The sequence below is a fragment of the Paenibacillus sp. FSL L8-0436 genome (genome assembly GCF_038593025.1).
In the GTDB taxonomy this organism is placed as follows: domain Bacteria; phylum Bacillota; class Bacilli; order Paenibacillales; family Paenibacillaceae; genus Paenibacillus_AQ.
Map to the genome: position 1 here is coordinate 3016067 of NZ_CP151955.1, position 13856 is coordinate 3029922.

14 protein-coding genes are annotated in these 13856 nt (G+C 52.1%); 12 read left to right on the top strand and 2 right to left on the bottom strand.

The features are described from left to right. Positions 1-117 precede the first annotated feature (117 nt). Together ftsW and NSS79_RS13790 are read right to left on the bottom strand one after the other, a co-directional pair. Positions 118-1362 carry a putative lipid II flippase FtsW gene (ftsW, locus tag NSS79_RS13785; RefSeq protein WP_342439766.1) on the bottom strand — a complete coding sequence of 415 codons (1245 nt, stop codon included), beginning with the start codon at positions 1360-1362 and terminating at the stop codon, positions 118-120. Next, a complete protein-coding gene (locus NSS79_RS13790) occupies positions 1359-1706 on the bottom strand; it encodes a YugN family protein (protein WP_342439767.1) in 348 nt (115 codons plus the stop codon). The genes ftsW and NSS79_RS13790 overlap by 4 nt, the downstream gene beginning before the upstream one ends. Before the next feature lie 239 nt (positions 1707-1945). Between NSS79_RS13790 and NSS79_RS13795 the strand changes: the two genes are divergently transcribed. From NSS79_RS13795 to NSS79_RS13850, 12 genes are all read left to right on the top strand, one after another. After that, positions 1946-3115 (top strand): M20 family metallopeptidase, encoded by a 1170-nt coding sequence (locus NSS79_RS13795; protein WP_342439768.1) that lies wholly within the window; start codon positions 1946-1948, stop codon positions 3113-3115. A gap of 78 nt (positions 3116-3193) precedes the next feature. After that, on the top strand, positions 3194-3625 hold the full coding sequence (locus tag NSS79_RS13800; protein WP_038590501.1) for a CBS domain-containing protein: 432 nt from the start codon (positions 3194-3196) through the stop codon (positions 3623-3625). 125 nt (positions 3626-3750) lie between these two features. Beyond that, a complete protein-coding gene (locus NSS79_RS13805) occupies positions 3751-5460 on the top strand; it encodes a DNA repair helicase XPB (RefSeq protein WP_342439769.1) in 1710 nt (569 codons plus the stop codon). Beyond that, on the top strand, positions 5457-7445 hold the full coding sequence (locus NSS79_RS13810; protein WP_342439770.1) for a helicase-associated domain-containing protein: 1989 nt from the start codon (positions 5457-5459) through the stop codon (positions 7443-7445). Before NSS79_RS13805 ends, NSS79_RS13810 begins: the two co-directional genes overlap by 4 nt. A gap of 46 nt (positions 7446-7491) precedes the next feature. Beyond that, positions 7492-7932, top strand: coding sequence for a YlbF family regulator (locus NSS79_RS13815; RefSeq protein ID WP_340898813.1), 441 nt, complete (start codon positions 7492-7494; stop codon positions 7930-7932). A gap of 39 nt (positions 7933-7971) precedes the next feature. Beyond that, positions 7972-8235 carry a YlbG family protein gene (locus NSS79_RS13820; RefSeq protein WP_020432997.1) on the top strand — a complete coding sequence of 88 codons (264 nt, stop codon included), beginning with the start codon at positions 7972-7974 and terminating at the stop codon, positions 8233-8235. A 511-nt stretch (positions 8236-8746) separates the two neighbouring features. Further along, the gene (locus NSS79_RS13825; protein ID WP_342439771.1) at positions 8747-9658 is read left to right on the top strand and encodes an EAL domain-containing protein; all 912 of its coding nucleotides are present in this window, start codon (positions 8747-8749) and stop codon (positions 9656-9658) included. Beyond that, on the top strand, positions 9639-10607 hold the full coding sequence (locus NSS79_RS13830) for a GGDEF domain-containing protein (protein WP_342439772.1): 969 nt from the start codon (positions 9639-9641) through the stop codon (positions 10605-10607). The genes NSS79_RS13825 and NSS79_RS13830 overlap by 20 nt, the downstream gene beginning before the upstream one ends. Before the next feature lie 115 nt (positions 10608-10722). After that, the gene (locus tag NSS79_RS13835; protein ID WP_340899849.1) at positions 10723-11160 is read left to right on the top strand and encodes a hypothetical protein; all 438 of its coding nucleotides are present in this window, start codon (positions 10723-10725) and stop codon (positions 11158-11160) included. Positions 11161-11346: 186 nt separating this feature from the next. Next, a complete protein-coding gene (locus tag NSS79_RS13840; RefSeq protein WP_342439773.1) occupies positions 11347-12246 on the top strand; it encodes a selenium metabolism-associated LysR family transcriptional regulator in 900 nt (299 codons plus the stop codon). Between the two features lie 85 nt (positions 12247-12331). Then, positions 12332-12901, top strand: a complete 570-nt coding sequence (locus tag NSS79_RS13845; RefSeq protein ID WP_342440364.1) for a GNAT family protein — start codon at positions 12332-12334, stop codon at positions 12899-12901. A 22-nt stretch (positions 12902-12923) separates the two neighbouring features. Then, positions 12924-13811: a PHP domain-containing protein gene (locus tag NSS79_RS13850; RefSeq protein ID WP_342440365.1), complete on the top strand. Its 888-nt coding sequence runs from the start codon at positions 12924-12926 to the stop codon at positions 13809-13811. Positions 13812-13856: the final 45 nt, after the last annotated feature.

Consider the following 13856-nt stretch of genomic DNA (forward strand, 5'->3'; position numbering starts at 1 on the left):
TCTCCAAGTGAGTCGCGGGGCATGACAAAAAGGCAGTCCGGGAGGTTCTCTCCGGACTGCCTTTTTGTGTAAATATAATAATTTATATGCTTCAGGAAGAGTTCCTCCTATGTACCCTTAGCGGGCCCGGACACCTCTAACGGTGGTCACGGATTTCGTGACCTCCTCCTTGGCGGGACGGTTGGTTTCTCTCGAAATGCTGAGCATGATTCCCATGCACAGCATGGAAACAAGCAGAGAGGAACCGCCATAGCTGATGAAAGGCAGGGTTACCCCCGTCAACGGAATCGTCTTCGTCACCCCGCCGATGTTGACAAAGGCCTGGATGGCAATCAGCCCCATGACTCCGATGCCGACGAGTGTGCCGAAGGGATCGGTGCACCTGAGTGCAATCAGAATGCCTCGCCAGATAAAGTACAGATACAGCAGGAGAAAGATGGAGGTTCCAACAAACCCCAGTTCCTCACCGATTATCGCAAATATAAAGTCAGTATACGGATATGGCAGGTAATGAAGCTTTTGCACGCTTTGTCCAAATCCGGAGCCTGTTGTGCCGCCTTCTCCGAGGGCAATCAAAGACTGCAAGATATTATAGCCGCTGTCTGAAGCATCTTGAGCCGGATCCAGGAAGGCTGAAATCCGGTCTTTTCTATAATCATTGGCGGCTATGTTTTCACTTGTAGGCGGGGACAAGGAATCAATTGCTGTCTTTGCCCCCATGACAAGTCCAACCCCCAGCACTAGCAAGGCGATGGAACCGAGAATATGCTTCATACTGGCCCCCCCGGCATAAATGACAAGCCCGCTGGTAGCCACCAGAATAAGACAGGAGCCCAGATCCGGCTGCATCATAATTAGACCGGCCACAATTCCCACAATGACCATCACCGGAATATAACCGGTGCGCAAATCCCTTAGCCGCTCGCCTTTTTTGGAAATGAGTGCAGATAAATAAAGGATAATTGAAAGTTTGGCCAGCTCGGTAGGCTGGATGCCCAGCTTCCCGATGCTCAGCCAGCTTTTTGCACCGTTGATACGCTCCGTAAAAGCCACTACAAGCAGCAGAATCAAGGTAAGGATGAAGATGGGCACGTACCATTTTTTGAATTTGCTGTAATGGATATTCATGACCGTAAACATGACGATGGTTCCCAGTATGACAAAGACAACTTGTTTTTTTACAAAATACAACGAATCATTGCCGAATTTTTGACTGGCCAGAGTGAGACTGGAGCTGGTGCTGAAAACCATAACCAGTCCAAAGCCGACAAGGAGCAAAGTGAGAATAAGCAGTTGGAAGTCGGGTGTTCCTCTTTTGGGCAGGCTGACTTTTTTGGTTGTCTTTCCCTTTACGCTACTCAAGCTTCCAACAGCTCTTTCAGTTCAAGTATCCGCTTAGCGGCAGTGTCCAGTACAGGCTGCGGCACAGGGGATGTATACTCCAGGCCATGGGGAAAGGTTGCTTTGCCCAAATAAACGGCTTCAATGGTAAGCATAGTATCCGGCTTCTCCAGCTTTCCTTCGACAGCGCGCGTATTGATCCGCAGGAAGTATTCTCCTCCGTTCTGCTGATCTTCGATCTTACAGTCGTAAGTGGCGCGATAGTATTCCCATTGCCAGCGGATGAACCCGGCCTTGGCCGCGCTTTCGTCCAGATAGAGAAGATCGCTTTTCAATCCTACGAGGCCCGTGTTCTCAAATATCATAGCGCACATATCCCCTTTATGAAGTATAATGATTATTTCTGATCGCAATTATAGATGTCTACCTCATGATAGTATGTTTCCCAAGGTTGCGCAAGGGCAGGCGGGGCCTGGAGATACCCACTTTTTTGCGTTTCTGCTACAATAAAAGAAATATAGCTCTTTGCGGCCGGGATATGAAGATGCGGAGCGCTTGCTGTCTTGGCCGGAGCGGGTTATCGGGAGAAGGGAATGGAGCGAATATGGACAGGTTAGCAATCGAACAGCTGCTTCCGGAAATGGTGAAATGGCGCCGCCATCTGCACCGTCATCCGGAATTGTCATACCAGGAGAAGGAGACGTCAGCTTATGTAGCGGCCAGATTGGCCGAATTCGGAATTGAGGTCAGAAGAAGCGGAGCCGGTTATGGACTGACAGGAATCCTTAAGGGAATGCGGCCAGGCAAAACAGTGGTCCTGCGCGCGGATATGGATGCCTTGAATATCACGGAGGAGAACAGCAGCGAGTATGCCTCACAGAATTCAGGGGTCATGCATGCCTGCGGCCACGACGGGCATACAGCCATGCTGCTCGCCGCTGCTTCGTATTACAGCACCCGCCGTGAAGAGATCACAGGAGAACTGCGGTTTCTGTTTCAGCCGGCGGAAGAAATTTGCCCCGGCGGAGCGCAGGGCATGATTGCCGAAGGTGTGCTGGAGGGGGCAGATGCTATATATGGCCTGCATCTGTGGACTCCGCTTCCACTGGGCACCATCGGCAGTGCGCCCGGACCGTTGATGGCTTCTGCGGATGAGTTTTTTATTGATATTACCGGCAAAGGCGGACACGGCGGCATGCCCCATCGCACCATCGACAGCATTGTGGCCGGTGCCGCGCTTGTCACTGCACTGCAAAGCATTGTCAGCCGTTCCGTTGATCCGCTATGTCCCGCTGTTGTCAGCGTGGGAACGATCCAGGGAGGCTCTGCCCAGAATATCATCGCGGAACGCTGCCGGATAACCGGAACGGTGCGCGCGTTTGATGAGGAGACGCGTTACTTAATCCGGCAGAGAATCGAAGAGCTTACAGCCTCTATAGCCGCAGCATATGGTGCAGAATCCAAGATCGACTACCTCATGGGTTACCCGCCGCTGGTCAATCATGAAGCGGAATTCAACCGCTTTTTCCGGATGGCTCCTGAGGCACTGGGTGATTCCGCAGATGTTATCCTTATGGAGAAGCTTATGCCGGCGGAGGATTTCTCGTATTATGTCAAAGAGATTCCGGGCTGTTTCATCTTTGTGGGCGCAGGCAATCCGGATAAAGGGGTGGTTTATCCGCATCACCACAGCAAATTCGATTTTGACGAAGAGGCCATGCTGCATGGCGCCAAGCTGCTGGTGGCAATGGCTGATTCTTGTCTGAACGAATAATCTTTTACCGTATAATTTTAAGATATTGAGGAAACCCTACTCCCGTATAACATAGCGACATGACAGGAGGAAGGTTTCTTGAAGACAGTTAAAGAGGTAATGACCACGCACACCGCGACGGTTACACTGCTTGATAATGTATATGAGGTTGCCGTCAAAATGAGAGACTATGACACCGGATTTGTTCCCGTAGTTGATTCTAATGACGGAGAAACATTGATTGGCGTAATTACCGACCGGGATCTCGTGCTTAGAGGTTATGCGGACAAGCATTCCGGATCAACCTCCGTGGAAACGGTGATGAGCAAAGAGGTCATCACTGTTTCCGAATCTGCATCTGTGGACGAGGCGGCTGAACTCATGGCTTCAGCACAAGTTCGCCGCCTGCCGGTGGTCCAGGGGAAGAAGCTGATCGGCATCGTATCGCTCGGCGATTTGGCGGTGAAGCGTATCTTCGCGGACGAAGCGGGAGAAGCGCTGAGCGAAATTTCGCAGCGGCAGCTGCATTGATAAGATTACAAGGGAAGCTCATGTCCGCTGGTGCGGAGATGGGCTTTTTCCGCTATCCTGCGGGCGGGATACGGGATACATACCCCAACTCAGGTTGAACATGACATAAACACAGGAGGGATTCGATGAATGGAACAGGGGCCTGCATCACCCGGAAAGATCGGACAATCCTGCTGGATTGCGCTCATCCCGGGTTCGAGGCGGCAAGAATTGCACTGGCGGATTACGCGGAGCTGGTCAAAAGCCCTGCCGCCTACCACACCTACCGGATTACACCATTGTCGCTCTGGAATGCCGCCGCTTCCGGTCATACAGCGGAGAACATTATTTCCAGCCTGAAAAAGCTCTCCCGCTGGGGGCTTCCTGCCGAACTGGAGCAGGAGATTGGTGAGCTGATGTCCCGGTACGGCAGCTTGGAGCTGTATGCTCATACGGGGGATCCCCGCTATATTATTCTACGTGCCATTCAACCCGGACTGCTGGATGAATTGGAAGCGAACCAATCCTTACAGGCGTTGGGTATGCGGAGGCACCTCCCCCAGGAAAGCGTCTGTCCCGCTGAACAGCGCGGGATACTGAAGCAAGAGCTGACCAGGCTGGGCTATCCTGTGCTGGATTATGCCGGTTATCGTGAAGGGCAGACTTTAAGTCTCGCCTGGAGGGGAGCAGAGGGGCTGGAACCGGGGCTGGAACCGGGAGCCTCATTCGGACTTCGGGATTATCAGCAGGAAGCTGTCCGTATGTTTCGGGGGATTGGGGGCACGGGAGGCAGCGGTGTTGTCGTTCTGCCCTGCGGGGCGGGCAAGACGGTTGTAGGTCTTGCTGTGTTGGAAGATCTGCAATGCGAGACGCTGATTCTGACTTCAAGCTCTACCTCCGTAGGACAATGGCGTGATGAACTGCTGCGGTGGACGAATCTGGATGCAAATGCCGTAGGGGAGTATACCGGTGAGAAAAGAGAAGTACGTCCAGTCACTGTGGCCACTTATCAAATACTGACGTTTCGCCGGGCCAAAGACGGACCGTTTATGCATATGAATCTGTTTAATGAACGGAACTGGGGACTGATCATTTATGACGAGGTCCATTTGCTTCCGGCTCCTGTATTCCGGGCTACGGCGGATATACAGGCGACCCGCCGTCTGGGGCTTACCGCCACGCTTGTCAGAGAAGACGGGCGGGAAGGGGATGTATTCTCCCTCATCGGGCCGAAATGTTATGATCTGCCCTGGAAATCGCTGGAGAAAGAGGGCTGGATCGCCGCTGTGGATTGCATAGAGATGTTGATACCCATGAATTCCGGTTTAAGGAGCAAATATATCTATGCTGGCGGAAAAGAGCAGTTTCGGCTTGCTGCCGGGAATCCGGCCAAAGCAGCGGCTGCCGCTAAGATCATTAAGTCCCATGCCGGTGCTGCTGTACTGGTCATCGGCCAATACCTGAATCAGCTGGAGCAGCTGGCCGAAAGCCTGCAGGCACCCTTGATCACTGGGAAAACGCCACAGCGGGAAAGAAGCCAATTGTATGCTGCCTTCAATGAAGGGCAGCTGCGGGTGCTGGTGGTCTCCAAGGTGGCCAATTTTGCCGTGAATCTTCCGGATGCCTCGGTGGCGATCGAGGTTTCGGGAGCCTTTGGCTCACGGCAGGAGGAAGCCCAGCGGTTGGGCCGGATTTTGCGACCGAAGCCGGGTGAGAATAAAGCGTATTTCTATACACTTGTCTCGGAGGACAGCAGAGAACAGGATTTTGCTCTGCGGCGGCGGCTGTTTCTGACCGAGCAAGGCTACGATTACGCCGTCCGAGGCGTGGACACGCAAGAGGAGGCGGTTTTATGAACGGGTTATCGCCCGAAGCGCAGGAAGTGCTGAAAATGATATGCGCGGTCCATGCGGCCCAGCCCTTTGCGGTAGAGAAGGCAGACAGCTTGCGTCCTGCCACCCTGTGCCGAGCTGAGCAGCGGCTTGCACTGAAGGAGCTTCGTCAGGCTGGAATGCTGGAGCTGCGGCAGAAAATATGGGGGGAGAAGCTGTATCAAATTCCCGTGCGGCAGCTCGCAGCTATCCACCAGCATTTCTTCTCCATGAGCCCGTTGCCAGTGGCAGGCGACAGGGTAATGCTCAAGCTTGGCGCAGGCAGCGGATTGCCGGGTGAGCTGTTTCGTGCGTTGCTGTTCACAGCGCGTGAAGGATTGCCTCTGACTGCCAAAGGTGTGATCCACAAGAAGAATATCAGCCGTCTGACAGCACTGCTCTCTTTGCGCGAAGAGCATTTACGGGGTTTGATTCCCGGCGATGCTTATGCTGAGCCCCAGCCTCTGACAGCCATGGTTATGGTTGATCTTATGCTCATGCTTGGACTGATCAGCCGGAAGAGTGAGGCTTATGTGCTGGAGATAGAAAGGCTGGATCAATGGTTTGCGCTCAATGAGCCGCAGATGAACGATATTTTGTATAACCTGATCTTGAACCGCTACGGCTTGCAGGAGCCAGTCAGGCAGCATTTTCGATACTGTATTTCCGCTGGAGAGTTCGCGCCTGGTCAATGGTTCTCCCTGCCGGATATTCTGGACAGGTTGCATAAGTTAAATCTTGCGGCAGATTATCCTGAAACAGGAGTGGAAGCCTCCTGTCTGGCATGGTTTAGCTGTCTGGCCGGGTTTGGCTGGTGCGAGCTGGGGTATAGTGATTACGGGGACTGGTGCTTCCGCTGGACGGACTCCAAGCCTTCGTCCGATCCATGCGGGGAAGCAGGAGACGGCTGCGTGAATCTGTTCACTGCGGATAGGCCAGCTCCCGGCTGCGGGACAGTGGAAGACCTGAATGCTCCAGCGCCCGTGGAGAAGCAGATATTACAAGATTCCTCCCTTCAGTCGTTTATTGTTCAGCCGGATTTCGAGGTGCTGGTGCCGCCGGAAGTGCCATACACTATCCGCTGGACGCTTGGCGGTTGCGCGGAGCTGCTGCATAGTGATGATCTGTGGAGCTTCAGGCTGACCCGGGAAAGGCTGGAGCATGCCGCTGAACAGGGACTGTTGCCAGAAACGGCGATTTCCTGGCTGGCTGCCCATGCACAAGGGGGATTGCCGGAACAGGTGGACCTATCTTTAAGACAGTGGGCAAAGGGGATTGGCCGAACGGCATTCTCCGAGGTGATTCTGCTATCCTGCAGCAGTGAGGCAGATGGAGCGGATATTGCCGCCCATCCCCGGCTTGGCGGCAGCCTCACCCGTGTAGGTCCGCTTCATTTTATTGTGCAGGGTGATCAGGTGGAGCAGGTGCGCAAGGAGCTTGCGGCAGCCGGAATGGCCCCGCCGCGGATCATCGGCGGCAGGGAAGGTAACGTAAAGCAAAAACTATTTGATCTAGGCGATCCCGGCCTGCCATTGGCTGACTTCGTTCTCCCGTCTCCGGACCCCAAGCGGGGAATCCTTGGCGGGGAAGCTGTTTATCAGCCCTTACCGCTGTCCCCAGCTGAAGTGGAAGAGAGCAATTGGACAGGTGAAGAAAACGTTCCGCAAATGTGGATCAAGGAATGGCGGAAGTATCACGGCTCCACGGCCCAAAAGGTGATGGAGCAGGCGCTGAAGTGGGGAATTAAAGTCCGGCTTTCCATAAGAGATGAAGTTTGCGACTTTATTCCCGGGCGGATCAGCGGACATCCATGGAGAGTCTCCGGATGCCTGCTGGATTCCGATTCACAGATTCGTGATGCGGAAATGGAACTGGACCCGGGAGATTGGGATGAAATGAAGCTGTTGATTCCTGCGGAGCTGAGAAATTCTTCTTCTGCTGGAGCAAGTGGTTATGTTATGATAAGGTAGTCTACTGTGTACAGTAGAACATTAACGTAGAAAAGAGTTGAAGTTCATGAGCGTAGCGGAATTGAATACGGTCGATATGACCGAAGTGCTGACATACGCCTATGAATTAGGCGACATGATTAACCAATCGGCCGAAGTGTCGGATTACTTATACTGGAAAGGCCGGGTAGATTGCAACCCGGAAATCCAGGCCATGGTCAAACAGCTGCAGAACAAGAAGGAGCTGTTCGAAGAGACACAGCGGTTCGGACATTTTCACCCGAACTATCATTCGGCCAAGGATGAGGTATCGCGGGTGGAGCAGGAACTTGAACAGTTCGAGGAAGTTGCCCGCTTCAAGCTGGCCGAGAAGACGCTGGACGATATTCTTCATTCCATGTCGGAAGCGATTGCGTTCTCTGTATCGGAGAGCATCAAGGTTCCAAGCAATGACCCGAATCCTAAGGGCGGCGGATGCGGCAGCGGAGGCAAATGCTCCTGCGGATAAGCGCCTCTGAGGGGGAGAGAAAGAAAGGCGGATGAGCTAATGTTTGCGGAACGGACAGGATATATCGTATGGGTTAGCGACGTTAAGGCGGCGCGTAATCTGGAGAAATATGGAACACTGCATTATGTATCGCGGAAGATGCATTATGCGGTCATGTATGTGAACGCGGAACGCGCCGAGGAAGTTATGAAGAATGTCCGCAGACTTTCCTACGTGCGCAAGATTGAAAGATCTTACCGCAATGAGTTGAAGACGGAATACACCAGTAACGGACCGGACAAGTCCCGTTATTACGGATTGTAATTCCTGAAGCTGAAACTCTCGAAGGATGACAGGCGCCGCTGGCGCCTGTTTTTTTATGCACTCGGTTTGGCTTTCCACTTAATCCTTTGCCTGCTGTTGCAGGCAGAGGTTTTTTTGTTGGCGGGCTATATCAGTTGAACTAAAGAACTAGCTAGAGGCTAAAGCAGCGGAGGGGAATTTTGGAACTGTAGGAGCGATAGCGACCGCCTGAAAGCTTTCCGTAGGAAAGCTCGCTTCGAAAGCATAAGCAGTCTACGGATTTCAACCGCGAATAGCGGTATAAATCAAGAAATCTGTAGACAACAGCGGCCGGAAGTCCAAACATTCACCGCAGTTGCGTTCTATACCGGCCCGGTAAATCTAAAGTTCAACTTATATAACTTGAAGTCTTTAGCGGTCATATTAAAAGGGAAATAGAGCGTGTAGGACGGTCACTTTATCGCTGCTTAATATTTCCTGTTTATACTCGGAAGAGAGTGACAAAATTCACGTAGAAGAGCATATAGGTGATATGATGACCAAAGCGTGGGCAATGCCCCCAAAATTAGCAGTGATTTCCCAATACCTTCAGCATCTCAATGGAAGGATGAGAGGTGAAATCAAGGAACTGGGAAGATTGACCGCCTTCCTGGATATTATGAATAACAAACGGCTGGATACTTTTTTTCAACCGATACTGCAGCTGTCTTCCGGACGGACCATCGGACATGAGGCACTGAACAGGCCTCCTGGCTCGGTACATTTCCCGACTACAGAGCATTTCTATGAGTTTGCCGGACGGACGGAGCAGATGTTCCGCTTCGAGCAGGATTGCCGCAGGCTGTCGCTTTCACGGTATGTGGAGCGGTTTCCGAAATCAGGTGTGGAAAGTGAACGGCTTGTCTTCATCAATGTGCATCCGGGGGTGCTGAATGATGCCCGCCATAAAAGCGGAGAAACCTTGGGACTGCTGCAGGAGCTCGGGTTGTCACCTGAGCGGATTGTCTTTGAGCTGACCGAAAGGCAGGCTGTACAGGATTATGTAGGCTTTGAAAAAGTGTTGTCCCATTACCGCGAGCAGGGCTTCCGGATCGCTGTCGATGATGCCGGCTCCGGGTATAACAGCTTGAAGACACTGGTGTACTTAAAGCCGGAATTCATCAAACTGGACAAGTCTTTGATCCACGGGATTCAGGGCAACCGGGAACAGCAGGAACTTTTGGAGCTGGTCCGGGAATACGCCGAGCGTTCATCGACCCGGGTGATCGCCGAGGGAATCGAGACAGCCGGGGAGCTGCGATTTTTGCAGCAGGCGGGGATTGAATTCGGTCAAGGGTACGCTCTGGGCAGGCCCGTTCATCGTCCCGTGCATGGATCGTTCCCCTCCGATATCATTAAAGTTCCGGTGAGAGGAGGCTACAAGCATGTTTCTTCAGATCGGTGAAATCGCGGAGCAAATTCCGGAGATTTCCCCTCAGCATAAATGCGAATACGTGGATCAAATATTCAAAAGAAATCTCCAGCTCCAAGGAGTGGCGGTAACCGAAAACGGGCATCCGGTAGCATTAATTATGAGAATCCGATTTTACCAGCAGATAGGCACTTTATATGGTTATACCCTGTATATGGGAAGATCGGTATCGCTAGTGATGGACAGAAATCCGCTTGCCGTAGAGTACAAAACACCGATCACCGAGGTCAGTAGGCTGGCAATGAACAGAAATGAAGAGAATCTTTATGATTATGTGATCGTTATCCATGAAGGTGTAATGTTCGGAGCTGTGAGTGTGAGGGATTTACTGCTTAATTTTGCCGAGATTCAGGCTGTAGCCGCCAGTTTTCTGAACCCGCTTACCGGTCTGCCGGGTAATCTGAGCATCAATGAATGGATGGTGAAATCACTGCTGCAGGAGCAATTCAGCGTACTTTATATTGACCTTGACCATTTCAAAGCTTATAACGACACCTATGGATTTAAGGAAGGGGACCGGATGATTCAGGCGACTGCGGAAATTTTAAAGCACTGTGCGCTGCGTCTGGAGGGCTTTTTAGGGCATATCGGCGGGGATGACTTTATCATTTTCATCAATAATTATGATTATGAGGATTGCTGCAGGATCATCATCAGGGAATTTGAGACAGCGGTGAAGGGCTTTTATCATATCGGCCATCTCGCACAACAGTATGTGCTGACTGAAAGCCGCTCAGGAGTTATGGAGGAAATTCCGCTCGTCTCGATTTCCATCGCCATAGTGACCAACCGCTTCCAGCGTTTTGATTCCATCGAAGCCATTTCGGGTGAGGCGGCGCGGATCAAGAAAAAATGCAAAATGATCAAAGGCAGCAGTCTTGTGGATGACGCAGACAGAATTACAAGCGGGTCCGGCAACTAACACTGGTATTTCACATTCGCTGACTTGGGGTGTGCTTGAACAACCCGCGTCAATGCGGTAAGATTGACAACAATAAGAGAGCATGCCAAGACCCTTTCGGTGGAGTGTGATGATAATGCATGGCAAGGGGATGGAATGGTGGGGGGCGTTTGAACCCTTCCACATCATGCTGAATGACTACAGGGTAGCTGATATTGTGATTACCAATCATGCCAAGAGCCGCTATCTGGACCGGATTAACCCGGAAAGCAGTGACAGCGGACAACTCAGTGCATGGATGTGGCAATGCCTGAAGCAAAACCGGATCAAACCTTACCAGCAAAAGGAGCATAACGCGTATTTGATTGACGAGGATACGTTAGTCATTGCCGAGTTTAGGGAGCTGGAAGATGTAACGAGCCTCTCCGGGCGTCCGCTGTATGTTATGGTAATCGTATCTTATCTGGGGCGGATCTCCGCGACTCCCCAGCTGCGTGACCTGCAAGCTTATTATTCGCGTCTGCGCAACTCACGCCGCATGAAGCTGATGAAGAAGCGCCGCAAACGCAAATAATGCACAGCAATTACAAAGAAGGTATGCGGCGGGTGGCTGCATGCCTTTTTTAAAATATATGAATTTATATGCTTCACGCTATAAATTATCTTTCTATTTCTCGCTGAAACGGATACCGTCCTTTTGAGGACGGCAAAGCCGTTTCCACTTAGAATAATTTATGATCTATGAAGGGGCTTTGAGTGCATGAATTTTCATCAGCTTCATATTTTTTATACGGTATCTGAACGGGGGAGCTTCTCTGCTGCAGCCCAGACACTGCATATGACGCAGCCGGCGGTAACGATGCAGGTACAGGCATTGGAAGACTATTTCGGAGCCAAGCTGTTTGACCGTTCGAGTAAAAAAATTGTGCTCTCCGAGGCCGGCCGGACGCTTATGCCCTACGCGCTGCGCAGCATTCAGCTGATGCGGGAGACCGATCAGGCGATGTCGGCCTTTACCCATATGCTGGAGGGACGGCTGCAGCTCGGGGCAAGCCTGACGATTGGAGAATATGTACTGCCGCGTCTGCTGGGCCCTTTTGGCAAAGCGTATCCGAATATTTCGATCATGATGAAAGTGATGAATACGTCGCAGATCATGGAGGAAATTCACAAACACCAGCTAAATTTCGGGCTGATCGAGGCGCCGGTGTCCCATCCCGACATGGAGATTGAACCGGTCATGGGCGATGAGCTCAAGCTGATTGTTCCCAGTGAGCATCCGCTTGCAGACAGGGATGAAGTTACACTAGAGGAAGCGCTGGAGTATCCGTTTGTGCTGCGCGAACAGGGCTCGGGAACACGCCGGGTGATGGAAGAACAGCTGATAGCCAAGGGGCTGGATCCGGCCGCGATGCGAGTCGTAATGGAGCTGGGCAGCACAGGCGCGGTAAAATCAGCGGTGGAGGCCGGGCTGGGTCTGACCATAATCTCAGCCTCCTCGGTTAAGCATGAGGTGACGCTGGGGCTGCTGAAGATTGTGAATCTGTCAGATACTTCTTTTAAGAGACAATTCTATGCGATTCATCTAAAATCAACGCTGCTGCCGATCTCTGCGGTTACGTTTCTGACCTTTTTGCGCCAGCACGCGAACGACCAGTAGGCGATTGGGATGGTGCTGAGGAATTCTTAGGTATGAGTTTACGCTGAGAGGCAGGTTAAAAATAGTGGGATAGGGGAGTCTGATGATGGTCATTTTGCTGCGCGGAGAGAAGGTTGTCTTGCGGGACCTGAGGGAAGAGGATATCCGCAAAATCTATTATTTCTATTATGAGGCAGAAGATCGCGAGTTTCTGCAATGGGATGGTCCCTACGAACCGCTGGAGCAAGTAAGTTATGCGCAATTTGCGGAAAAATATAACGGGATGCTGGCACTTGTAGGTACGGATAAACCGCGGAACCGTTTGATTATCGAGATTGATGGTGAGATTAAGGGAAGTGTGGGCAGATACTGGGTTTCGGAAGTCACGAATTGGTTTGAAATCGGAATTGCTATTTATGACTCCCGTTATTGGTCTGGAGGATACGGTACCGAAGCCTTCAGCATGTGGATGGAATATCTGTTCAATTCGCTGGATACAGTTCGTCTCGGCATCGGCACCTGGTCCGGCAACGCCCGGATGAAGGGGTTGGCCGCCAAATGCGGGATGGTGGAGGAAGCCCGTGTCCGCAAAGCGCGGATTGTGCGGGGCGAATATTATGATGCCATAAAGATGGGGATTCTTCGTGAAGAATGGGAGTCTGCAGGTACATTATAAACTTGGGACAAGGAGTGGCATGATGGAGAACGATGTGGAAGCCAGCAACCCTATAGATGGTGCTAAACCAGGATTACAGGGCCGATGTGATTTACATACCCATACACAGGCTTCGGACGGAATGCAGCCACCGGCGGAAAATGTGCGGATTGCCTGTCATAAAGGGCTGGCCGCAGTAGCGATTACCGACCATGATACGGTAAGCGGCATTGCCGAAGCGCTGGAGGCGGGCCTGAAGTACGGGATTACGGTTGTACCCGGCGTAGAAATCAGCACCCGTGCAGAAGGTAAGGAGATTCATGTGCTTGGATATTATATCGATATACAGCAGGAACTGTTTCTCTCGCGGCTTGCAGAGCAAAGGGATACCCGTGCCAAGCGCAATGCGTCTATTATCGGCAAGCTGCGCGGACTCGGCATCAATATTACGCTGGACAATGTTATTGCAGGGATCGGCCGTGAATTGAAGCCTGATGAAAGTATCGGGCGGCCCCATATCGCTGATGAACTCGTGCGGCTGGGCGCGGCAGCGGATATGCGCGAGGCCTTTGATAAATATTTGGCAACTGGTGCGGCGGCATATGTCTCTCCCCCGCGGATTACACCTGAGCTGGCCTGTGAGTGGATTATTGAAGCCGGAGGCACTCCGGTGCTGGCTCACCCCGCCATTTACGGTGATGATGAGCTGGTGCGCAGCATTCTGACCCGAAGCTCTCTGAGGGGCATTGAGGTGTATCATTCCGATCATACTTCCGCCGATGAGGAGCGTTATCTGGCGATGGCCGAACAATTCGGCCTGGTTGTTACCGGCGGCTCGGATTTTCATGGTGCGCGGCAAGGTGTGATCTTCCACGGTGATCTGGGAAGCGTTACGGTTTCTGCCGATGTGCTGGAGCGGCTGAAGGGATAAAGAGTTAAGTACGCCTGCTTAATCCAATTAACCACAGGGGTCAAT